The 23,463-nt window shown below is 45.2% G+C and carries 23 protein-coding genes and 1 pseudogene; 8 read left to right on the top strand and 16 right to left on the bottom strand.

Annotation, left to right across the window (positions count from 1 at the left end):
* Positions 1 to 57 precede the first annotated feature (57 nt).
* The gene (locus CP947_RS07265) at positions 58 to 348 is read left to right on the top strand and encodes a DUF427 domain-containing protein (RefSeq protein ID WP_096712558.1); all 291 of its coding nucleotides are present in this window, start codon (positions 58 to 60) and stop codon (positions 346 to 348) included.
* A gap of 48 nt (positions 349 to 396) precedes the next feature.
* Here CP947_RS07265 and CP947_RS07260 read toward each other — a convergent pair whose 3' ends face one another.
* Positions 397 to 1,755, bottom strand: coding sequence for an aldehyde dehydrogenase family protein (locus tag CP947_RS07260; protein ID WP_341539141.1), 1,359 nt, complete (start codon positions 1,753 to 1,755; stop codon positions 397 to 399).
* A 52-nt stretch (positions 1,756 to 1,807) separates the two neighbouring features.
* Complete coding sequence (locus CP947_RS10550; RefSeq protein ID WP_164909057.1) at positions 1,808 to 1,978, bottom strand: hypothetical protein; 171 nt, start codon at positions 1,976 to 1,978, stop codon at positions 1,808 to 1,810.
* A 117-nt stretch (positions 1,979 to 2,095) separates the two neighbouring features.
* Here CP947_RS10550 and CP947_RS07255 point away from each other — a divergent pair, with 117 nt between their 5' ends.
* A complete protein-coding gene (locus CP947_RS07255; protein WP_096712556.1) occupies positions 2,096 to 3,022 on the top strand; it encodes a ribose 1,5-bisphosphate isomerase in 927 nt (308 codons plus the stop codon).
* Between the two features lies 1 nt (position 3,023).
* On the opposite strand, the gene CP947_RS07250 is transcribed toward CP947_RS07255, so the two are convergent.
* Together CP947_RS07250 and sppA are read right to left on the bottom strand one after the other, a co-directional pair.
* Positions 3,024 to 3,761: a SagB/ThcOx family dehydrogenase gene (locus tag CP947_RS07250; RefSeq protein ID WP_096712555.1), complete on the bottom strand. Its 738-nt coding sequence runs from the start codon at positions 3,759 to 3,761 to the stop codon at positions 3,024 to 3,026.
* 11 nt (positions 3,762 to 3,772) lie between these two features.
* Entirely contained in the window at positions 3,773 to 4,903 is a 1,131-nt protein-coding gene (gene sppA / locus CP947_RS07245) for a signal peptide peptidase SppA (RefSeq protein WP_096712554.1), read from the bottom strand.
* A 161-nt stretch (positions 4,904 to 5,064) separates the two neighbouring features.
* Between sppA and metG the strand changes: the two genes are divergently transcribed.
* On the top strand, positions 5,065 to 7,107 hold the full coding sequence (gene metG / locus CP947_RS07240) for a methionine--tRNA ligase (RefSeq protein ID WP_096712553.1): 2,043 nt from the start codon (positions 5,065 to 5,067) through the stop codon (positions 7,105 to 7,107).
* Between the two features lie 6 nt (positions 7,108 to 7,113).
* Here the strand turns inward: metG and cyaB are convergent, their stop codons facing one another.
* From cyaB to CP947_RS07215, 5 genes are read right to left on the bottom strand one after another with little or no spacing between them, the layout of a single operon-like run.
* Complete coding sequence (gene cyaB, locus CP947_RS07235) at positions 7,114 to 7,629, bottom strand: class IV adenylate cyclase (protein ID WP_096712552.1); 516 nt, start codon at positions 7,627 to 7,629, stop codon at positions 7,114 to 7,116.
* Positions 7,630 to 7,633: 4 nt separating this feature from the next.
* Positions 7,634 to 8,023: a Zn-ribbon domain-containing OB-fold protein gene (locus CP947_RS07230; protein WP_096712551.1), complete on the bottom strand. Its 390-nt coding sequence runs from the start codon at positions 8,021 to 8,023 to the stop codon at positions 7,634 to 7,636.
* Between the two features lie 6 nt (positions 8,024 to 8,029).
* A complete protein-coding gene (locus CP947_RS07225) occupies positions 8,030 to 9,202 on the bottom strand; it encodes a thiolase domain-containing protein (protein ID WP_096712550.1) in 1,173 nt (390 codons plus the stop codon).
* A 10-nt stretch (positions 9,203 to 9,212) separates the two neighbouring features.
* Positions 9,213 to 10,262 (bottom strand): hydroxymethylglutaryl-CoA synthase, encoded by a 1,050-nt coding sequence (locus CP947_RS07220; RefSeq protein WP_096712549.1) that lies wholly within the window; start codon positions 10,260 to 10,262, stop codon positions 9,213 to 9,215.
* A 32-nt stretch (positions 10,263 to 10,294) separates the two neighbouring features.
* A complete protein-coding gene (locus CP947_RS07215; RefSeq protein WP_096712548.1) occupies positions 10,295 to 11,035 on the bottom strand; it encodes a helix-turn-helix domain-containing protein in 741 nt (246 codons plus the stop codon).
* 127 nt (positions 11,036 to 11,162) lie between these two features.
* Between CP947_RS07215 and cas4 the strand changes: the two genes are divergently transcribed.
* Positions 11,163 to 11,951: a CRISPR-associated protein Cas4 gene (gene cas4, locus CP947_RS07210; protein ID WP_165868977.1), complete on the top strand. Its 789-nt coding sequence runs from the start codon at positions 11,163 to 11,165 to the stop codon at positions 11,949 to 11,951.
* 45 nt (positions 11,952 to 11,996) lie between these two features.
* Positions 11,997 to 13,898, top strand: coding sequence for a phosphoadenosine phosphosulfate reductase domain-containing protein (locus CP947_RS07205; RefSeq protein ID WP_096712546.1), 1,902 nt, complete (start codon positions 11,997 to 11,999; stop codon positions 13,896 to 13,898).
* Between the two features lie 15 nt (positions 13,899 to 13,913).
* Here CP947_RS07205 and CP947_RS07200 read toward each other — a convergent pair whose 3' ends face one another.
* From CP947_RS07200 to CP947_RS07180, 5 genes are all read right to left on the bottom strand, one after another.
* Positions 13,914 to 14,684, bottom strand: a complete 771-nt coding sequence (locus CP947_RS07200; protein WP_096712545.1) for an ABC transporter ATP-binding protein — start codon at positions 14,682 to 14,684, stop codon at positions 13,914 to 13,916.
* The gene (locus CP947_RS07195; protein ID WP_253247331.1) at positions 14,681 to 15,646 is read right to left on the bottom strand and encodes a FecCD family ABC transporter permease; all 966 of its coding nucleotides are present in this window, start codon (positions 15,644 to 15,646) and stop codon (positions 14,681 to 14,683) included. The genes CP947_RS07200 and CP947_RS07195 overlap by 4 nt, the downstream gene beginning before the upstream one ends.
* Before the next feature lie 135 nt (positions 15,647 to 15,781).
* On the bottom strand, positions 15,782 to 17,527 hold the full coding sequence (locus CP947_RS07190) for a radical SAM protein (protein ID WP_096712543.1): 1,746 nt from the start codon (positions 17,525 to 17,527) through the stop codon (positions 15,782 to 15,784).
* Positions 17,528 to 17,530: 3 nt separating this feature from the next.
* On the bottom strand, positions 17,531 to 18,184 hold the full coding sequence (locus tag CP947_RS07185; RefSeq protein WP_096712542.1) for a class I SAM-dependent methyltransferase: 654 nt from the start codon (positions 18,182 to 18,184) through the stop codon (positions 17,531 to 17,533).
* A gap of 39 nt (positions 18,185 to 18,223) precedes the next feature.
* A complete protein-coding gene (locus tag CP947_RS07180; protein ID WP_096712541.1) occupies positions 18,224 to 19,306 on the bottom strand; it encodes an ABC transporter substrate-binding protein in 1,083 nt (360 codons plus the stop codon).
* A 292-nt stretch (positions 19,307 to 19,598) separates the two neighbouring features.
* Between CP947_RS07180 and CP947_RS11050 the strand changes: the two are divergent.
* Positions 19,599 to 19,643: pseudogene (locus tag CP947_RS11050) on the top strand (hypothetical protein); the annotation flags it as partial.
* Positions 19,644 to 19,666: 23 nt separating this feature from the next.
* On the opposite strand, the gene CP947_RS10785 reads toward CP947_RS11050, so the two are convergent.
* The gene (locus tag CP947_RS10785; protein ID WP_243641497.1) at positions 19,667 to 20,119 is read right to left on the bottom strand and encodes a hypothetical protein; all 453 of its coding nucleotides are present in this window, start codon (positions 20,117 to 20,119) and stop codon (positions 19,667 to 19,669) included.
* Between the two features lie 139 nt (positions 20,120 to 20,258).
* Here CP947_RS10785 and CP947_RS07165 point away from each other — a divergent pair, with 139 nt between their 5' ends.
* Both CP947_RS07165 and purH read left to right on the top strand, forming a co-directional pair.
* Positions 20,259 to 20,915 (top strand): DUF2284 domain-containing protein, encoded by a 657-nt coding sequence (locus CP947_RS07165; protein ID WP_096712540.1) that lies wholly within the window; start codon positions 20,259 to 20,261, stop codon positions 20,913 to 20,915.
* 76 nt (positions 20,916 to 20,991) lie between these two features.
* Positions 20,992 to 22,608 (top strand): bifunctional phosphoribosylaminoimidazolecarboxamide formyltransferase/IMP cyclohydrolase, encoded by a 1,617-nt coding sequence (purH, locus tag CP947_RS07160; RefSeq protein WP_096712539.1) that lies wholly within the window; start codon positions 20,992 to 20,994, stop codon positions 22,606 to 22,608.
* 5 nt (positions 22,609 to 22,613) lie between these two features.
* Here purH and CP947_RS07155 read toward each other — a convergent pair whose 3' ends face one another.
* Complete coding sequence (locus CP947_RS07155; protein WP_096712538.1) at positions 22,614 to 23,450, bottom strand: class I SAM-dependent methyltransferase; 837 nt, start codon at positions 23,448 to 23,450, stop codon at positions 22,614 to 22,616.
* Positions 23,451 to 23,463 lie beyond the last annotated feature (13 nt).

Here is a 23,463-nt window from a genome sequence, read left to right as displayed (position 1 = left end):
CGATGATTACTTATTTAAATTAATTAATTCAATATTGTCAAGAGGAGCGGATTTAATATGCCAGTTGCAAAATACAAAGGAGTCGTACTTGCAGATAGTAATGCTACCGAGAGAGTGGAAGGAAATCATTATTTCCCACCGGAATCGGTCAATATGGAATATTTCAGAGACAGCGATACAGTAACTGTCTGCCCCTGGAAAGGCAAGGCCAGTTATTATGATATTGTTCTCGAAGACAGCACACTGAAGGACGGTGCGTGGAATTACCCGCAACCAAAACCTGCAGCATCAAACATTAAAGGATACCTGGCCTTTGATACAAGAGGCGGAGTGGAAATTACCGACTGATTCAAGCATTTTACCTCCCTGATGATGAAATTTTAACCTTAGATTTGTTTAGAAGGATTTCAGGGATCGGATGTGCATGAATTCGTAAAAGCCAAAATCAGACAGCTCCCTGCCGACCCCGCTTTGCTTCATACCCCCAAAGGGCATGCATGCTTCCGGATTGAAGAAACCGTTTATCCCGACAACTCCTGCCTGAATCCTTTTTCCGATTTCCAGCAGGTGAGCTGAATCACCTCCCCAGATACTTGCACCCAGCCCATAGGGAGTGGCGTTTGCGACCTTTATCGCTTCAGCTTCATCTTTCACGGAGATCAGAGGAGCAACAGGGCCGAACGTTTCCTGACGCATTACATCCATATTAGCAGTTATTCCGGAAAGCACAACCGGTGAATAGAAAAATCCCGCACCTTCAATCAGTCCACCGTCAAGTTCAACCTTTGCGCCTTTTTCAATGGAGTCTGCCACCTGAGAACCCAATCTGTGCATTTCTTCTGCCCGGACAAGTGGACCTATATCTGTATCCTCTTCCAGCGGATCACCTATCTTCATACTACGCGTTTGCTCAATGAAGTGTCTTTTAAATTCCTCCATCAAAGACTCTTCCACTACAAAACGCTTGGCAGCAATACAGGTTTGACCGGCATTGATAAATCTCGCAGCAACCGCTGCCTTTGCAGCCTTCTGTACGTCAGCTCCTTCAAGGACAACGAAAGGATCACTACCTCCGAGTTCAAGCACGTATTTCTTCAGGGATGAAGCCGCCTCCACAGCCACCCGGCGTCCGGCTTCAGTTCCACCCGTAAAGGACACAGCGGCAATTTTGTCGGAGGAGATCAGGGATGAAGCTGTCTTGCCATCAATCAGGAGAGTTTGGAATACACCATCCGGCAATCCGGCCTGCTGCATTATTTCTTCGATTTTCAGGGCACATGCCGGTACTCTGGATGAATGTTTGAGCAGGATGGTATTACCACCGGCCAGAATATGGGAAGCCGCACTGAGCACCTGCCAGAAAGGAAAATTCCAGGGTTTTATGCACAGAACCGGACCCATCGGTTCAAAGAATACACTGGAATAGGTTGCATCGGTATCTTCCACACGTGACTCCATCAGGGAAGGTGTCCTGTCAGCATAGTAATCAAATGTCCGGGCACATTTTTCAATCTCGCCCAATGACTGTTTGATGGGTTTTCCCATCTCCCGGGTGATCAGCTGTGCACATTCCTGCTTGCGCCGGCGCAGCACCTTCGCAACCTGCCGCAGATAATCACACCGCCCATAGACATCAAGGGATTTCCACTCCAGAAATGCCTGATATGAGTTTTCAAGGCTGTCCCGGACATCTTTTGACCTGTACATCGGGAAGGATTCTACCAGCTCCCCGGTTGATGGATTGATTGATTCCATGGATGGCATGCAGAAAAGTATGTATTTGCAATATAAGGAACTTTGCCAACCTTTAGTTCTTCTTGTTATTTATGTCACAATATCTTCTGCTGGCTTCCGAACCCAGACTGCGCCGGTAATCCGATCGAATCTGCTTTCTGGAAGTCCTGACCATCAATTCTTCCACTTCCTCTTCAGAAAGGCATTCTTCGGTATCATTGTTGTGAGTTGGTGCATCGGACATGATTGTTTCGATTTGATCCTGTGAAATATTATAGTTTTTGGAGGAACTTTGATAAAATATAATAACTGTATATGGTTACAATACCTATAAATCCTTCCACATCCCATCCAAATAACTATGCAGCAGTTACTCGACACGGCTGAAAAGATCCGTACAATGGAGATTCGCGGGGCAGGCAGGATTGCCGCTGCAGCTGCTAAGGCACTGCGGGATTATGTGGAAACACTGGAAACTTCGTCCTTTGAAGAATTTGTAGCGAAAGTAGAAAAAGCCAAATCCGTTCTTATTGAAACCCGACCCACAGCTGTCTCCCTGCCCAATGCGGTAATGCTGGCGGGCAGTTATAATGCAGAAACTGTGGAAGAAGCACGCAGCCAGATCCTGGATAACGCCACAGAATTTATCCGAAACGCCGACACAGCCCTTGATAGCATAGGGGAGATCGGTGCTAAACGCCTCCGTGACGGGGATACAGTCATGACCCATTGTAATTCCCACGCAGCCCTTGCAATCATAAAAACCGCACACAACCAGGGAAAAAGAATAAAAGTTTATGCAACCGAGTCCCGCCCTCGCAGACAGGGATTCATCACAATAAAAGAGCTCAGTGACGCCGGAATAGACACAACCCTCATCGTAGATTCCGCAGTGCGATATACAATGAAAAATGTGGACACTGTCATTGTGGGTGCAGATTCAATTACCGTAAATGGTGCTCTTGTTAATAAGATAGGTACATCACAGCTGGCCCTGGCAGCCCATGAAGCCCGTGTAAACTTCATATCCGCAGCCGAGACCTACAAATTCAGCCCCTCTACCCTTTTTGGCGACCTGGTGGAAATCGAGGAACGCGACCCTGAAGAAGTCATTTCCAAAGACAAACTTGGTGATATGCCAGATGTAAAAATAAGCAACCCTGCCTTTGATGTCACACCATCAGAATACATTGACCTGATCGTGACCGAAGCGGGAGCATTCCCCCCACAGATGGCTTATGTGATAATAAAAGAACACCTGGGCTGGAAACTGGATAAAATAGGATGAATCAATCCAGTTTTCCCACAGCCGCCAGGTACACCACGAAATGTTTGTCCCCGTCAAGACCAAGCAGGGAATTCAGTTCATCATCCTTAAAAGCTGCAACTGCACAAACACCACAATTTACCGTCTGCGATGCAAGATAGAGATTCTGGCAGACATGTCCCGCATCCAGATGCAAATAACGGTAACCCCTCTCACCATATCGCCAGGTCATCCTTTCAGAAATAGCAACCCATATGAAAACAGCCCCACAGTTACGCACGAAAGGCTGGTCCAGACAGGCACGGGCCACCTTTGCCATAATGTCCTCATCCTGTTGTTCCTCAACAATCGAATGTTCCAGGGCAAGATAGCGGTACAGACCCTGCTCCAACCCTTCCACATTACCAATCGAAAGATAGGTTTCAAAAGCATGTCTTGCGCCCGCTGAAGGAACGGTACGGAAAGTGGCCACATCATTTACTGCTTTTTTTATCCCCTGAGTGGCCCAAAGCAACCAGGCAAGATCCTGCAGGGAAATGGAAGAATCTGTGAAATTCCTTACACTGCGACGGGTTTCAATTGCCCTTTTGAGATTAACTGAATCCGTTTCCAAACCGCCAATTTCGGGAAAGGATATCAGGGACTTGTCTGCACCTGGTGCTATTTCGAGAGGCGGAGGGGAATGGCCCAGCATCTGAGGAGAGGGGTCCAATTCACCAAATTTGGTTGCATCCATGAAATTCCTGCCTACTCCTGTCATCCAATACACCTTCAATACGCAAGTTTGCCAAAGGGAGATTTTTCATAGTAACTCACAAAACTCTCGGCAATATTATCATTCTGTACTTTCGAGCCAAATAACAGGTTTGTGATAGAGGGTTTGTTCACATAGTAGATAGTGGGTTCTCCTTCAATTCCCCCCATATCAGCAGCCCTATCGATAGCATCATAGAAATTGCCGTACTCATCGATAAGCCCTATACGTTTGGCAGATACACCTGTGTAAATTCTCCCGTCTGCTATATCCTTTACTTCACTGACCGTCATATTGCGTCCCTGGGCCACATCCTGTACGAAAAGATTGTAATTTTCCATTATTACACGATCTGCATATTCTTTCTCTTCGTCAGTTAGACCGCGCCATGTTCCGCCCATATCCTTGAACTCACCTGATTTAGCAACATGGTAATCGATGCCTTCTTCCTCGTAATAAGCAGACATGTTACGGAAGGTCCAGATTACCCCTATGCTACCTGTCATAGTATTTCGATTTGCAACTATCAAATCGGTACTTGAAGATACATGATAGGCAGCACTGGCAGCCACATCTCCCATGGAAGTTACAACCGGCACACCTGCCTGCTGGGCTTTTCTTATCTCCGTATTGATTTCTTCAGAGGCTGAGCCGGAACCACCACCACTGTTGATCCGCAACACAATGGCTTTTACACTATTGTCATCAACTGCCTTACGTATACTTGCACAAATATTCTCGGATGTAGCATACCCCAGTCCTGAAGGGACACTACCGGTCAGCATTGTACCCTGGATATAGATTACAGCCACCCTATTATTGTCGGGATAAAAATCCCCTCCGGCTGAATAATATATTATTGCAAAACTCGAACCGATTATCAAAAACAGGACCGCAATAAGGGCGGCATACTTACCAAAGTTACTTTTTTTTTCAGGCGGTGTATGGGGAACATCCATCCGGCCTTTGCCAGGTTCATCAGGAGGGGACAAAAGAGGCGATCCGGATACGGGCTGTTCCTGCACAGGCTCTTCATACGGATCATCTTCTAATTCCGTATAAAATGATTTATCACTGCCTGCAAGAAACCGCTCATTGCCCGATAAACTTTCGCCCTCTTCATTATTGGTGGGATCGTTTTCGTTCATTGTATTCCTCGATATAAAAGCAAATATTCTCCTGAATATTCAAATACCTTCTGACACGCCTTACCTTCCTTAAGACAGGGAGCGAAATGTATTTTATAATTGTCACCTATCCATTGCAAACACATTGTTACCGATAATATTGATACAAACGGAGAAATAACATGTCACGCTTTTCACCCGATAAACCCATACTTGTGACCTGTGGATTACCCTATGCCAACGGAATGGCTCACATCGGTCACCTAAGGACCTACATCCCTGCAGACATATTTGTACGCTCATTAAAAAAAATGGGCCATGAGGTTACATTTGTTTGTGGTTCGGATACCCATGGCACCCCCATCGTCTTCAATGCTGAGGAACAGAATACTACTCCTCAGGCTCTGATCAAGAAATACCATACCCATTTTGATGAGACATTCAAGTCAATGGGTATCGAATTCGATGCCTTCGGTACAACCGATGACCCAACAAACCATAACCGCACTCATGATATAGTGAACCGTTTAATAGAAAACGATTACGTATATCCCAAAACTATAGAGGTTGCATATTGCGCCGGATGTAATCGATTCCTCCCCGACAGGTATGTGGAAGGAGAATGCCCGCACTGCGCAGAAAGTGCCCGGGGTGATGAATGCGATCAGGGATGCGGAAAACATCTGGAACCCGGAGAACTCAAAAATCCCGTCTGTACCATCTGTGGCGGGGTTGCCGAGTATAAGGAACAGGAACACTTCTTTTTCAAATTATCCCAGTTCAATGATTATTTGCTTGAATATCTTGACAAACTTGACGGTACATCCAATGCCCGCAACTATGCCCTGGGATGGGTAAAACAGGGACTTGATGACTGGTGCATTACCCGCAATCTCGAATGGGGTGTCAAGTTCCCGGGGCGTGATGACCTGGTCGTCTATGTATGGGTGGATGCACCTATAGGCTATATCGCCTTCACTGAAGAATGGGCAAACGCAACCGGTGACAGCTGGGAAAAATACTGGAAAGATGATGGTGAAATAGTACATTTTATCGGTGGTGACATAATCTACCATCACTGTATATTCCTGCCTGCCATGCTCAAAGGTGCTGACTATTCACCCGCCTCATCTGTGGTAGCATCAGGTATGGTAAAGATAGAGAACAAAACCTTCTCAAAAAGCCGTGGTTATGTTGTATGGGTCGGTGATGACTACATGGAACAGGGTTTCCATCCGGACCTGTTGCGTTATTATCTGGCAAGTTACACATCCCATACCAAAGAACTCAATTTCTCCTGGAAGGTATTCCAGGAAAAAACCAATACAGAACTTGTAGGAGTCTTCGGCAATTTCCTCTACCGCACATTGCTCTTTGCCTACAAGAACTTCAAGGCCGTTCCCGAAGGAAAACTGGATGATGAAGTCATGGAAACCATCCAGAATACCATTGATAAAGCAAGTGAGGCAATGGAAAAGTATGAGTTCAAGAAATATGCAGACAGCGTGATGACCCTTGCTTCCTATGGAAATATCTATTTCCAGTCCAGAGAACCCTGGAACCTGGTAAAAGAAGACAAAGAAGAATGTGGCCGCGTACTCAAAAACTGCATGCAGATCGGCAAAGCCCTTACTCTGCTTTATGAACCTCTGATACCTGAAAAGGCCGGAAATGCCTGGAAACAGCTCGGTATGCAGAGCAATGTACACACAGCACTCTACAGCCAGGGTACCGTGCCTGTTGAATCGGGTACACCCCTTAGCAAACCCTCCATCCTTTTCAAGAAAATAGAGGATGAAACCATCGAAAAGATGGAAGCCATTGCATCACAGCGGGTCAGAGAAGCCAATGAAAAACAAAACCGCAAGAAAGGAGAACAAATAATGACAGATAGCGAAGAAATCACCTTCGAAGATTTCGGTAAACTCGATATGCGTGTAGGAACCATTGTCGAAGCTGAAAAGGTCGAAAAGGCCGACAAATTACTCAGGCTCGAAGTTGATATCGGAGAAGAAACGCCACGCCAGATAGTTGCCGGAATTGCCCTGACCCATAGCCCCGAAGAAGTAAAGGGCAGACAGGTAATCGTACTGGCCAATCTCAAACCTGCCAAACTCTGCGGTGTCAAATCTTTCGGCATGGTGCTTGCCGGAGTGGACGAAGACGGTGGTGCAATTCTGCTTGCACCGGAAAAAGAAGCAAAGAATGGAACCCAGATTGGATGATGGAGTTTATTCCATCACCAGTTCCAGATAGGACTTACGGATGGAATCTTCAGGTTGCAGGCCGAATTTTTCCATCATCGCAAAAATGCGTTTTTTACTTTCCTCCATATCAGCATCAGAGATTATCTCAAACTCTATGAACTGACCCAGGGAATCCACCTCGTCCAGACACAGGGTGATGTCACCTATTTTGAAAACATCCCTCACCTTCTGGACCCTCGCAGTTTCTTTGAAACCAAGTCTTTCCAGAATCTGTATCATGGCTTCTGCTTCCACAGGAGTCTGGATTTCCTCACGACTTTTGGTGGTATCATCGAGTTTTTTACCCTTGTAGGTCAAAACCTGCCTGTCATTAACAGAACGTATACGCAAAGCTTCGTCCGTTTCTGCAAAATCGCAGTGCGGAGCATTGTAGTAAATATCAAAATGCTCCTCTGCCTCCAGGAATTTTGCATCAAGCCCCTCAAGAACTTCACGGGCATAAGACAGGTCGATACGGGATTTTACTTCTACCTCAAGCATCTCATCACGCCGGTGTGAATTTAGTACCGTAATGGAGCATACCTTTATCCCCGCTTTCACCCAGTTTGCGGAACACAGGTCTTACCTTCATACCGACTTTCACATCCCCTGGTTGTGCTATGATCTGGGATGTAAGACGTGGACCTTCTTCCAGTTTCACAATACCCAGCACATAGGGTGTCTGGTGTTCAAACCCTTCAGCTGCTGAATGGATTATCGTATATGTTACAAGTTCACCTTTGCCGCTGAACTTGTATTCCTCCATCTCCCCGTTCCTTCTGCAAAACGGACAGGTAGTCCTCGGAGGATAATAGTATTCATCACAGTTTCTACAATGGTTACCTACGAGATTATATCTCTGTACCTGCTGTCTCCAGAATCTTGCAACAGACATCTAGAATCACCTCTCCCTGCCTAATATATGTACAAGTGCAGTCGCACCGGACCCTCCTACATTATGGGCCAGTCCGATCTTTGCACCCTCTACCTGTCTTTTCCCTGCCTCTCCACGAAGCTGGTTGACAATTTCTGCAGCCTGTTTGATACCGGTAGCACCCACAGGATGACCACATGCCTTCAAGCCACCGGAAGTATTTACTGGGATCTTGCCACCAATCGCGGTATTGCCGTCTTCAACAAATCTGCCACCCTGTCCTTTCTTGACAAATCCAAGATCTTCGATGGCACATATTTCTGCAATGGTAAAACAATCATGCACCTCTGCCACATCGATATCATCCGGTCCGATTCCTGCCATCTCATAGGCTCTTTTTGCAGCATAGACACTCGCATCAAGAGTGGTAATGTCGCGGCGGTCATGCAGGGCTATAGTATCACTTGCCTGTCCAGACCCCTTTACGTATATCGGAGTGTCGGTGTATTTGTGGGCTTCTTCGGCAGGAGCCAGCACAAGAGCGGCTGCACCGTCAGTAATCGGAGAGCAATCAAAGATGTGCAAGGGGTCAGCGACCATAATGGAATTAAGCACTTTATCCACTGTGATATTATTCCTGTACTGGGCGATTGGATTATTGGTACCATTCTTATGATTTTTCACAGCAACCTGTGCGAGCTGTTCACTGGTTGTTCCGTATTGCTGCATATGCATACGGGCTATCATGGCATACAGACCCGGGAAGGTGGCACCCATCATGCCCTCCCACTCCCGGTCAGCTGCTGCCGCAAGGGCTGAAGAAGCGCCAACGGAGGAAACGTCTGTCATTTTTTCAACGCCTGCAGCTACCACTATATCATTGTAACCGGATGCAACGGACTGTATCCCCTGCCTGAAAGCCAGTCCCCCTGAAGCACAGGCGGCCTCCACACGGGTGGAAGGAACATGCAAACCGGCTGCCAGACCGGAATAATCAGCGATCAGGGCACCGATATGTTCCTGTTCAACAAACTGTCCGCCGCTCATATTACCGACAAACATACTGTCGATACTTTCTCCACCAACTCCGGCATCCTCAAGAGCTCCGACTCCAGCCTCAACAACTATATCACGGAAAGAGCGCTCCCACATCTCACCAAATTTGGTAGTATAACTTCCGATAATTGCAACGTCTCTCATTTTTATACCCTCATGCACGTTTTATCTTGCCTTTATGCTTTGCATACATTGCATAATCCATGTAGACAGGATTTGCAAGCAATTCCTCTACCAGGGGAGCTTTATCCCTGATCTTATCGATCTTATCCGTTACCCTGAAACTGAAGGCATCTGCCCCTGCACCCGAACCAAAGGCTGTGGCAAATATCCTGTCTCCAGGCTTTGCCTGATCAAGAGTAGCTGCAATACCCATCAGGCATGAAGCGGAATAAGTATTACCCAATCTTGTGACCACAAGGCCGGGAGCAATTTTTTCCTTACTGAATCCCAGCATTTTTGCCACCCTGGAGGGGAACTTACCATTGGGTTGATGGAACACTGCATAATCGTAATCCTCAGCTGAAGTGCCAAGTTTATTCATCAGACCTTTTGCGGCACCCAGGACGTGTTTGAAATAACCGGGTTCTCCGGTGAAACGTCCGCCGTGTTCGGGATAAGGCATACCTTCACGCCTCCAGAAATCAGGAGTGTCAGTCGTGAAAGAATAGGTATCTTCGATTATTGCCACCATTTCTTCTTCTTTGTTGCCTATAATATAAGCCGCACCGCCAGCAGCAGCGGTATATTCCAGTGCGTCCCCGGGTGCACCCTGTGATACGTCCGAACCTATCGCAAGCCCCAGATCTGCCATACCGGATTGTACCAATCCCATGCATGCCTGCATACCGGCACTTCCTGCTTTACAGGCAAATTCAAGATCCGCTGCAGTCATCTCAGGGGTCGCTTCCACCGCTTCAGCTACTATTGTACTGGTGGGTTTGACCGCATAGGGATGACTTTCAGATCCTGTATATATTGCCTCGATCCTGGAAGGATCAAGGCTGCTGCGACAAATTGCAGCCCTTGCAGCCTCGACTGCAATTGTTACAGTATCCTCGTCCAGATCCGGGACAGATTTTTCATTCACCATGAGGCCTGCACTGAGTATATCTGCATTATCACCCCATACCTTTGCTATATCCTCCACTTTTATCCTGAATTTGGGGATATATGTACCGTATGAAACAATCCCTACGCTCATTGCTTAAATCACCTTTTGATCAAAAATAAATATCATTCCATTACCTGGTATTGACTGTAGTGTTTTAATGCCTCGATCAATTCATCAAGGTCCATAGTCGTTGCCAGCAAAGGGATCCTGTCAACTTCTGCCATTTTTTTGGCCATTGGATCCACCTCCCTGATACTAAGCCCATGCAGAACCACTGCTGCGGGTTTCAGGTTTGTGACCCTGATTGCTACCATGGGGGATTTCCCTGTAGACACTTTTGTGAATATCATGGCACGTTCTGTGCTCCATCCATAAAGTTTCTGGAATTCATGGGAAGACAGTTCAAGAATTGCCTTCTTGCTGTCTACCACCGTAAAACCATACAGGGGTTTTTCCACACCCCGGTTGGCCACATCCGCCTCGATAAGAGTGGCCAGTTTTGCAAGCTGCATTGGATATGTGTATTCGTAAGTTGCATAGACCGCTTTTGATACCTGATCACTGTACAGCATGCCTTCATAGGCATGTATCTTGTGGCCTCCGCTTTCTGAATCAATATTTATCAGAGCATCCACAATCTTGCTAACGATAAGGGTTCCCGGAGACTTTCGCCTTCCACTTTCATAGTCACTTATCACAGATGGCGAAACACCCAGATATGAAGATATATCTGTCTGGGCTATCTCGAAATTGAGTCTCCATTTTTTCAGAGCCTCCCCGGGCTTATCCGAAAGAGTGATCTCACCAGCCATTTTTTCAGCCAGGCGATGACGTAAGTTTTCCTTTGATGCATCCTCGGTCATGTGCTACAATTACTTCAATACCAGCATGCATATATATTTAACGAATGCCGATTCGTCTATTGCCGATGCCCAGACATTCATTCAACTTAAATATTATGCAATTTGTTAACTTCTAAATATGTGTGCAATGTTCTGCGAAACAAATTCCAATGTTTCAGAAGTAGTCCTCTACACGAAATGCCCCCGAAAGATATACTTTGCCAGCAGGAATGAAACAATAGCAGATGACATTAAAAAACCTTACATCCGTCATTTACTGCTAAAAGAACTGGCTCTTTCCTGTGCAGAGGTTGCCAGATCAAAACAGGAAATACTCCCAATGCTGCAAACGCGGGTAGAAGAAATAGTACAGGAAATAATTACCATCTATTCCGACGAATTGGAGGACATTGATGAAAACCAATTCAAAGATGCTGTGGAAGATGTATACGAAGCGTTACCTGCAATAGCAGCCAATTTAAAGAACCTATCCGATGAAGAAATGATTGAACTCATAACACCCGTTGAAATCGAACCCCTGATGCATTCGGACAAATTAAACTTAAGTGGTGCACCATCGGCAATCGTCTTTCATGATGAACAGAAGATGCCTCTGCTCATAAAGAGCGGTAATGCTCCAGAGCAGGGTGTTTGGAAAAATGATCGGATACCTCTGGCAGCTTACTCCATACTTGCAGAAGAAAGATACGACCAACCGGTAAATTCCGCAGTGCTTTTTTATGCCTCACAGGGACAGGCAAGACCTGTGAAAATACGACCAGCCGAGCGCAGAGAGGTGCTCAATATCCTCAAACGGATCGAAAAGATAAAGAACGGAAAAATGCCACAGGCAAAGCGGGGAAAACTGTGCGGATACTGTCCCTACGAACAAATGTGCCAATCACAGGGCAACTCCCTGGCTTCAAAGTTCTTCTGAGAACGACCACAATATTATTTAACCAGTACAGGATTTCCAGCATAGATGTCACAACCTGTATTCCATGGAGATTTGCTGCTGCAATGGTGCCACAGCTGCAATGTACCGGTTCTTGGTAAAAAGTGTGCCTGCGGGGATGAATGTGTTAAAGTGAATGTTACACCCCCGGGAGATATAAGACCGGCTTTTTTGCACGATATTAAACACATAAACCGAATATCAAAACAACAATTCAACAACCCGCTTCTTGACACGGAAAGGGTAGTGCTACTCAACAAGGCACCCTACGAAGACCGCATGGATGAGATTATTGTTGATGGCGAAGTAATTGCAAGCATACGTTATGAGATCGGCAAACTTGAATGGGTACTTCTTCCCCGGCTGGAAGCCGGTCGCAGAATTTTGGCAGGCACAGAAACCCTTACAGGTTACGTGACCATTGAGGAAGATGTGAAAAAATTCCTGCACAAAGGTGCAAACCTGCTTGCTCCGGGAGTGCTGGATGCTGACCCGGGGATACAGAAAGATGACGAGGTCATAATAATAACCCCTGCGGGAGAAGTCGTTGCCACCGGGCGTGCCCGAATGAATGGCCGGGAAATGATGGAAGCCAAAAAAGGCACTGCAGTCAAACCCAGGTGGAAAGCGGATACTACTTTAAAAGTCCATGACAGAAAACCTTCAGGCTGGGCCGATGTTATCCGGGCAAACCGATTCATTATGGATGGAGCAATTGCAGAAGCCCACACCTTTATCCAGAAAACCATTGAAACAAAGGATCTGCCTATCTCCGTATCTTATTCCGGAGGCAAGGACAGTCTTGCAGTGGTCCAGCTTGTGGATGAGTGCGTCAGAGATTATGAAATGATGTTTGCCGATACAGGGCTTGAATTCCCTGAAACACTGGAAAACATCCGGCATGTGGGAAATTTATATTCAAAAGATGTCAAATCCATAAGTGTGGGGGATGCCTTCTGGGAATCCTTAGATGCATTCGGCCCGCCTGCAGTGGAAATGCGATGGTGCTGCAAAGTCTGTAAACTCGGCCCCATAAGCCGGTTGATAGAGGAGAATTACGAAAAAGGCTGCCTGACCTTTGTGGGCCAGCGCAAATATGAATCCACCACCCGGGCCCGTAGTAATCGTGTCTGGAAAAATCCCTGGGTGGGCAACCAGACCGCAGCCTCACCGATACAGGACTGGACTGCCCTGCACATCTGGCTCTACATATTCATGAATGAACTGCCCTACAACCCTCTCTATGAGAAAGGGTTTGACAGGATGGGATGCTGGCTGTGTCCCTCGTCTTCCCTGGGGGATTTGAAACGCCTGAAAAAGACACATCCCCATTACGAAGAAAAACTGATGAAACATTTGTACGCCTATGCCGGGAAAACCGGCATCGATAAAGAGTGGGCCGATTATGGGTTCTGGAGATGGAAAACTCTTCCTGCCAACATAAAAAAAATAGCTGAGGAACTGGGAATTAATACCTCTCCCACAAAATACGACCCTACCAAATTGACATTCACCTCAAGTGTGGGCCATCGGCCCTGCACCACCGGCGAAATGACAGCTGAGGGAAGTTTCTCCACAGCACTTGATATGGAAAAAATAAGGAAAAGCGGCATGTTGCTTGCTATTGGTGAGGTGAAGTATACAGACGAGATGGCAATGATAACCCGGAAAAAAGATACAGCACAGGTCTTTGCCACAGGGTCGGTAAGAGTCAGGGCATCCTCCAAATCCGATGCCGGAAAACTCCTCAAGGATACGGAAAACTCAATACGCCGGGCCATGGGCTGTACGGGTTGCGGGGTGTGTATCAGCAAATGTAACCGCAATGCAATCCGGATTAAAAACAAAATTGCCTATATAGGGGATAAGTGCACCCACTGCGGCAAATGTATCGAGGTCTGCCCTGTGGTGAAATTTGTACGGGACTGAAAAAGGTTGATATAATTAAAGAGGAAGACATACATTTCTCTGTATGGAACTGACATGATCGATGGTTACATCGACACCATATGCAAGAGCCATGTTCTCTTTTGTAATTACTTCTTCAGCAGTCCCCTGGTCTATGAAATCATTCTCAAGCATTATAGCTACCTTCTTCGAGCCTATAAAACCATGATCCGGAAAGTGCGTGCTCATAATTACAGATGTTCCCTGAGAGGCAAGTCTTTCAATTAGGTTCAGGACACGTACCTGATTCCCGAAATCCAAATGGGAGGTAGGTTCATCCAGAAGCAAAATTTCCGGCTCCTGTGCCAGAGCCCTTGCAATAAGAGCAAGCTGTCTTTCGCCACCACTTACTTCTGTAACAGGCCTATCCCTCAAATGAGATATCCCCACTTTATTGATGGCATTCTCAGCTATTGTGAGGTCCTTTTCCCCAGGGGAGGAGAAGAAGGGAAGATGAGGTGCTCTTCCAAGCATTACAAAATCCAGTATAGAAAAGGGAAATACCGATTGATCTGACTGTGGAACGTAACCTATCTTTTGAGCAATCTCTGTTCTGCTCATCGAAGAGATGTCTTTTCCCTCAATAAAGACGCTGCCCTCACTTAATTTCAATACATTGCCAAGGCATTTTAGCAGTGTTGATTTACCAATCCCATTGGGACCAAGTATACATAAAGTCTCACCCTTTTTTAAAAAAAAGGAAATATCCTCAAATACATTCTCCTTACCACCATACGAATACGAAGCATTGTCTACCCTTAATATCATGACCAACCAACCTTCTTTTTTTGTAAAAGATAAGCAAAAAATGGTGCCCCTATCAGTGCCGTAAGAACTCCCAGAGGAATTTCTATACTCATTAATGTCCTTGCGAGGTCATCTACGACCAAAAGAAAAGATGCACCGAGGAAAACTGACATTGGTAACAGTTTTTTGTAACTTGGACCAACCAGCATCCGCGAGATATGGGGTACTACAAGGCCTACCCATCCAATAATACCGCTGATACTAATTGCAGAAGTAGTGACCAGAGTCGCACAAATAACGATCAGTATTGTCATTTTCTTAGTATCTATACCCAGTGACCTGGCTTCTTCCTCTCCCAAAGAGATAACATTGATGCGCCACCCAATAAGAATGAGAACAAGCATGCCGGCAAGAATTGCAGGTGAAGCATAGATTAGATCCTCGACCCTGACAGATGAGAGACTTCCCATAAGCCAGAATACCATCTCAGGAAGTTTATCATATGGATCTGCGACATATTTTACCAGTGAGGTCAGAGCAGTGAAAACTGCACCTACAATAATACCTGAAAGCACAAGGACCAGTGTGACCGTTGCCTTGCAGGACTTGCTGAGGCTGTAAGCTAGAAAAGCTGCAAGTATTCCAAAAGAAAATGCCATTAACTGGATAACAAATATATTCTCACTTATCAGGATACCCAGGCAGGCACCAAATCCAGCCCCGGATGCCACTCCTAAAATATAGGGAGATACCAGCGGATTGCGGAAAAGGCCTTGAAAAGAAGCTCCGGATATAGATAATCCAGCCCCTACAAGCATAGCTGCAATTATCCTTGGAAGACGTATCTGAAATATGACAGTTCCCACATTTGACGGCTCCACATTTCCTAATGATAGAAGCCAGAAAATAATGCTAGTCATTATAGTTTGTGGAGGGATTGAATACCTTCCCATAAAAAGGGAAAGTACAAAGAGAAATATCATAAGGAAAAATGCGAGGAATATCTGTGTATTACCCTCAGAGATTCTCTTATGAATCCCCAATTTCAAACCTGTGATTCTTCCAATATCATATGACATTTATATCTCATTTCCTAAAATCGGTTCGATAAAGTGGGGTCATTGCCTGGATGAAACACTGTAAAAAGACCTGTTGTGCCTTGAAGAATCAAAGGACACACCATAGAACCTTTTATAGAACTGATTTGCCTCTTTATCAATATCAAAATTAAAAATATCAGGATGTAACTTATTTGCTATGTACATCAGCCCCAATATCCATCTAGGACTTCCGAAATCCCATAATGGACGAAGACCGTATATCCTCCTGTTTTTTAGGGCATCTGCAGATAGGCCATGTTTTTTACAATAGGCGTATGAATCGGAAACCGGGGTTGAAAGGAAGCCTGATATGAATATGAACTCAGGGTTCATCCCGACAAATTCATTATGAGAAATACCAACCCCGGGTTTTCCCTCCCTGTCGATCAGCTTGTTTACACTTTCCCCGCCTGCAGCTTCAACAAGATTATTCTCAATTCGCTCCCCATTGAGTGCAAAAAGGGGATATCCCATACAATAATAAACCCGTGGCCTTTCAATGTCATTTGTCACAGACCGTATGAAATCCAGTTTCTCCCTCATATAAGCCACAAGTTCCATTCCTTCCTTATTCTTGTCTGCAAGGGCGGCAAAATGCTCAATTACATCAAAATAGGAGTCAAGGTCCTGAGAACTGGTATGAAGCTGCTCCAAATATCCTGTTTCCATGACATTGGCCCATATTTCTGCAAGTTCATGATCATCTTTTATCCCAAGGCAGACAAGAATAGCATGGATCATCTCCAGCGCCCGGGTGATCCTGTATCCTCCCATAAATCCCGGTTCATGATGAGAAACTTCACTTACTTCTCCTCTGAATAAACCCGCAGTAGAACATTTACACCCTCCTTGAGGCAGGTAGGATAAAGTACGTGAGCCCATGGGACCAAAGAACTCCCTCTGGAAAATGATTTTACTGCATTCTGGACATACCGTGTTCAAATGATCGGTACCCGGAGAATTGAAAAGATACACATAATTTAAGTGCTGGCTTAATTTGTCACACAGACCTTCACTTTCCCTTATCGTTGGTTCGATCTGAGGGGCTGCATCTCCAAAAGGTACAAACCTCATAACCTGAAACGGTATATCCCTTGAAAGGGAGGAAACAAATTTTGCAGTATTTATGACTTCATCCTCTGAACCCTTGATGTAAATGGTAGAAACCTCAACATGAACATCACTTTCTTTGAGTAATTTCAGATTCCTGAAAACAGGCTCAGAACCTCTGGCACCGCACGAAATATACCTTTCATCTGAATAACCCTTTATACCGATATTTACGAAATCTATCAAAGGGATTAGTTCTTTCAATGCGTTTTCGGTATAATATCCGTTAGTGGAGCAACCGATTAAAAGATTGTTCTGCCTGGCCTTTTTAGCAAGGTCCCGGAATGTAAAATAGGAGACAGCCGGATCATTGAGACAAAAAACAATTCCTATGCAGTCTTCATCAAGGGCTTTATTGATAACGTTCTCATTGCTAATTCCACTTTTTTTATTAGTGGAAAGAAGACGGGATGCCAGGATCTCCGAGATGCAGCCTTCACATTTGAAATTGCAGCCAACGGTACAAACCTGCAGAAACTTACCCCGCGGATAGAAATGGAGGAGGGGGACTGTCTCAATGGAAACCGGAAACATTGTGAAGTAGTTGTTTGGAAATCTCTCGATGATCTGACCATTTTTGTTGATATACATACGACATTGACCACTCTTTCCCTCTGCAAGATCGCAGCCAATTTCACATATGTTGCACTTCATAGGTCAGTCCACCTTATTGAAACATATCCAGAAACCGGATTCATCATCTATGATCCTGTAATGGTCAATTTCAGCAACATGCAGTGCTTTTTTAAAAGAATCCAGATTGGTCTTGTTCAATCTTTTTTCGACACACTGTGACCATGCAGGGTCCCTTTTTTCCATGGCCTGTGTGATCTTTGACTTAAGTTGCGCTGTGCCGAAACCGCCTCCAATATAGGCCATACCACCGGGTTTTAGTACACGATATATTTCCCTGAAAGCTAGGGACACATTCTGCCAGAAGAATAGAGAACCGCGGCTTACGACCAGCTCAGCAAAACAATCGTCAAAAGGCATATCATGAATGTCACCGAAAATAGGGATCACGTTTTCGTTCAAATCACACGATTCAATCTTTTTCTTTGCTATAGCAAGCATTTTTTCAGAAAAATCCATTGCATAGACCTTGCCATCGACAAGCTTACTAAGGGCTATCGCAAGTGATGCAGGTCCGCTGCCCACATCTATGAAAGTCCCGCTCATGATCTGGCATCTGTTGGTTATCTGCTGTGAAATAACAGGATATATAGGAGCAAAGATATTGGCAGCAATATCTTCGAAATTTTCGGCATATTCATCATGAAACCCAACTTGACCAGTTACTTCATCTGTCATTAAATTGCACCTTCTTCGTCTGAGACTATCGGCAAAATTTTAATTTCCTGCTGCAGCCGGGTTCAATAACCCATCGATCTCATCTTCCGACAGTTCATAATGATAGAACTCTGAATAGAATTCCTTTACATGGCCCCTGAGATCAAGATCGCTGAACTCTTGAGGGTAGAGCACTTTAGCTGTCCAGGGAATGCCGATTATCCTGTTAATACCCGGAGGCCTGTCAAACCAGCAAAAAGGAGCATCAGGGTAAAGATATACCTCATCGTTTTTTACCGCAGTGATGTCCTGCCAGAGAGGGTCTTCATATACATTTTTGTAAAAATTAGGGTCACCTGTGATGATAACCTCTGGATCCCATTGTAATACCTGTTCGATGGATACCTCTGATCTTCCATAACCCTGTTCAATGGGACATTCTGCTACATTGATACCACCACATATCTCTATCAACTGACTGTGCGGAGAACCTTGCGGATCCGTAAGCAGACCATTGGTACCTTCTGCATAATAGACACTCTTCCTTTCATCTTCAGGTATTTGTGAGACCTTTACAGTGACATTGTTAAGTGTTCTTTTGTAAAAAGAGATCAATTGACCTGCTCTCTCTTCTTCTCCGAGAACATACCCCATGAATTTGATTGACTTTGCATATGCCATAGCATCAATTGTCGATTCAATACCCACAACAGGAATAGTACCGAATTTTTTCTGTCTTTCATTGATGGTAGAATTAACATCCCCTCCACTGTTGTAGCCTTCAAAGATGATATCGGGACCCATGGATATTATGGTTTCATAATTTCCATCCTGCTTACCAAACCAACCGCCAATCACAGGAAGGGCCTGATACTCAGGTTTCAGATATGTTTGCGACCCCTGAGGCATAAAATTCCAGCCTGCTAATTTTTGCGGAGCCAGCATGTAGATAAGCATTGTTGCAGGAGGAGAAGTGGCAACTGCCTTGTCAACGTCAGCCGGGATTTCAACGGTCCTTCCTGCCATATCAGTTATCGATCTTGTGCTCTGTGCAGAAACTTCCTCTTGATCAACACATGCGCTTGTGCATACAGCAAACAAGATCACAAATATCAATAGAATATACCTGAATTTTTTATGCATGAGAGTTCCCCTATGATGAAATTGTTTTATTTCCATAACATGCGACGATATGTTCGGATGAACATAACGATACATAAAGTTTTCTTAATTCAGCGAAGTTACTGCTAATTCCATAGAAATTTCTGACAGAATCACGCATAACCAAACTGGTTATTCTGAAAAAATAACAGGAAAACTCAATACACCGGGCTCTGGGCTGTATGGGTTGTAGAGTGTATATCGGCAAATGTTCTCACAATGCAATACAGGATAAAAACAAAATTACCCATATCGGGATAAGTGCACCCACTGCGGCAAATGCATAGAGGTGTGTCCTGTGGTGAAATTTTCTGAATAAGAGCCTGATTTTATGATGAAGATTCAGATGGCACCACTTATTACAAGATACAGATAAGTTCCACCCAAAAATACCGCCAACCAGAGAACCAATTCAATTCTCATATATCTTTTACTCTTCCAGCTCCACCTATTGGTGACAAATAAAGCTCCTAATGCCAACGTTATGATACCCAACGAACCATGGACTAGAACTAATGGTGGAATTGAACCTGTGCCAATTATAGAAAGATAAGCAGAATAGGCCATATACAACACAGATAGTATTGCCAGAGAATAGCCAACATTGATTATCTTTCCATGTTTTGATATTCCTTCCTTCATGGATGTGCTCTTTTTCAAAGCAATAAAACCTATAATAATCAGCAATAAGGCTACTATTTGCAAGATCAATGAAAATACACGAAGTTCAGACATTGTTAATCCAAGTATGATGACACCCCCCACTAAGTACCAAACTGAATCTATTTTATACATAGGATTACCAGCCCAGAGATTATAAGTTTTTGGAGAACAATAGTTAGTAGAATTAATCACTAATTTTGTAGCATTGGGTTAATTAGTACCCAAAAATACAGCAAAAACCGGATATAGACCTGAAAAGGTAGGCTTACATATGACTATCCCTGAAAAGAATTACAGAATTCTGGAAGAAAAGGCCACAGAACTTGGGGCAAAAAGTGTCAGACTGATACCTGCAGAAAATATAATTGTTGAGAACCGGACAATTCTGAAGTGTATATTTGGATGCAATGGTTACGGCAGTCAGGTATGCCCTCCTTTTATACCGACAGTGGATGAATTCAGGCAAATGCTGATGGAGTACAAATGGACCCTGCTTGTCGACTGGAAATCAGACAATCGGTTTTCCAGGGAAATAAGTGAGAATTTCATTAAATACATTGTCACTTCCCCTGAGGATGAAGAAACCAGACAGCAACATCAGGAAACATTAAAGACTGTAATGGAGGAACGCAAGGAAAGAATCCAGCCGGGAAGTATAGAACTTGAGAAGCTCGCCTGGAAACTGGGATATAATACTGCTCTTGCCACTTTTCCGGGCATGTGCACATGGTGTGCCAACAGCGATTATACCGATGTCAACTGTGCAAGTTCCCAGGGAGAATGCCATCATCCGACCATTCGCAGACCCTGCCTGATGGGGCTTGGTGTTAGGCTTGACAAAACACTGGATAAACTGAGCATACCTTTCCAGAAATTCCCCATGAACGATACAATCCCCTCCCAGTATACGTTGATATTGCTGGATTAATGGTCAAATATTTACTACACCCCGAAGAGACCAGAACCTTTATTAGTAATATATTACAACCTGACTTGGTGATTTTTTGGTGAAAAGGGCATTGCTGAGCGTTTCCGACAAAACGGGAATAGTGGATTTTGCACGCGGGCTCAAACAACTTGATATAGAGATCATTTCAACCGGAGGCACGGCACGTATGCTCCGGGATGCAGGAATAGAAACAATTGACGTATCAGAGATCACCGGATTTCCTGAGATGATGGGAGGCAGGGTAAAGACACTCCACCCAAAGATTCACGGTGGCCTGCTTTGCCTGCGGGAAAATCCGGAACACGTCAGCGACGCTGAAGACCTTTCTATTGAACTTATCGACATGGTGGCCGTAAATCTCTATCCCTTCGAGATAACCATATCCAGAAAAGGGGTTAATCTGGAAGAGGCCATCGAGAACATTGATATCGGCGGGCCCTCCATGCTCAGGTCGGCTGCCAAGAACTACAAATCTGTTACAGTGCTGAGTGACCCGCAAGATTACGGACATATTCTCAAGGAACTGCGCTCAAGCGGAGTAGTCTCACAGGAAAGCCGGGAAAGAATGGCAGTCAAGGCATTCCGTCATACTGCAAACTATGACAGTACAATTGATACATACTTAAGCCGCACCTTACTGGGAGAAGATACCCTGCGGCTTAATTTCACAGGTGGCAGAGAACTGCGTTATGGAGAGAACTGGCATCAGGAAGCATTATTTTTCTCCCAGCCAGAAATAGAGGGACCTGCCCTTGCAAACTGTCGCCAGCTGCATGGCAAGGAACTATCTTACAACAATTATGTGGACGGGGACAACGCCCTCCAGACGGTCAAGGAATTGGGACACGAAAAACCTGCAGTATGTATCGTCAAACACAATAATCCCTGTGGATTGGCAACCGGAAACACACTCCTGCAGGCCCTGCAGGCTGCCTGGGACGGTGATCCGATATCCGCCTTTGGAAGTATCATATGCACCAATGTCGCGATGGATCTCGAATCCGCCAAATTCCTCAAGGGCAAGTTCGTGGAGATCATTATCGCTCCGGAATTCAAACACGATGCACTGGACTTTTTGAAGAGCAAGAGCAAGAATTTGCGCCTGCTGGAGCTGCCTTCATTCAATGAATCCTTTGATGCGGAATTTACCTACAAGTATATTACAGGAGGAATGCTCAAACAGTCCCGCAATATCGGATTGTACGAGAAATGGGAATGTGTCACCGAGACCGAGTATCCCGAGGAGAAAAGGGGGCTGTCCGAATTCTGTATTGCAGCCTGCAAATGTACCAAATCCAATGCTGTCAATCTTTCATGGGAATATGAGGATGGGTGCTACATGATGCTGGCAATGGGTGCCGGCCAACCCAATCGTGTGGATTCCATCCGCAAATTATGTGCCACCAAGGCAAGGGAAAACCTGAAAGAGATCTATGACAGGGAACAGCCTGAAATGGACTTTGAGGAGTACTGCAACAATATTCTCTCAGAATGTGTCCTTGCTTCTGATGCCTTCTTCCCCTTCGATGACAGCATCATCCATGCCGCCGAAAACAATATCAAATATATTGTCTCCCCGGGCGGCTCAATCCGGGACAATGAAGTTATAGACACCGCCAACCGGCTGGGCGTCTCCCTCGTATTTACCGGAATGAGGCACTTTTTGCATTGAAAAAATCAGTGGGAATTATCCCACGATATTTTTACCCTTGACGAGCGACCCACCTGAACCAGCTCGTCCCCTTTTTTTTCCAGTATTTCTTCCAGATGGGAGCGCAGTATCTGTTCCTGCTCATTAGTGGCAATCTTGTAATGGGGTTTGTAATGCTGAACCGCCTCATCCAGGGAAGAAAACCGGGTCTCATGTATCAATTCAAAATTTTCCATGTCCGGATAGATTCCCATCCTGTAGAGCACATTGTAGAGCACATCACATTTGGGAGAGGGATAATATTGTCTGCCGTGTAACTGCGGCCAGATACGTGAATAATTCTTATCCCAGGAGGTCGCACCTGCAAACCAGTAGATGTAAACCTTGCCACTGCTTAACTGCTGGATCTTTTCAATAGCCTCCCTGATATCGGGCACGTGCAGAGAATAGGACGCTACAATTACATCATAAGGAGAATCCAGTTCCTCCAGGGACGCGTCCTCCCAGTTTTTCTGGATACATGTGACATTGTTGAGATGGTAATGTTTGATATTTTCCTTCAGGACTTCTGTCATCCCTTCAGCCGGCTCCACTGCAGTTACATGGGACACCCTTTGCGCCAGGGGAATTGCCATTGAACCCGGACCGGCACCTATGTCCAGTATCCGGGAATCGCTGTCATGCTTTATCTCCCGCAGGGTCTTTTCCAGCCGTTTACCACTTTTGCGGGAGGATTGCCAGAAGCGTCTGGCATTTTCATAGGTGCCCCAGCGATCCGGCTGTTGAACCTGTTCATCCGCCTCGTTATGCAATTTCATCTGCTCGATCCAGACATCTGCCCAATCAATCTCATCATACAACATGCATGTGAAAAGG

The sequence above is a fragment of the Methanohalophilus euhalobius genome, from assembly GCF_900215215.1.
Taxonomy (GTDB): domain Archaea; phylum Halobacteriota; class Methanosarcinia; order Methanosarcinales; family Methanosarcinaceae; genus Methanohalophilus; species Methanohalophilus euhalobius.
Note: the sequence above shows the minus strand (reverse complement) of the source record. Positions and strands in the feature narration are given on the sequence as shown.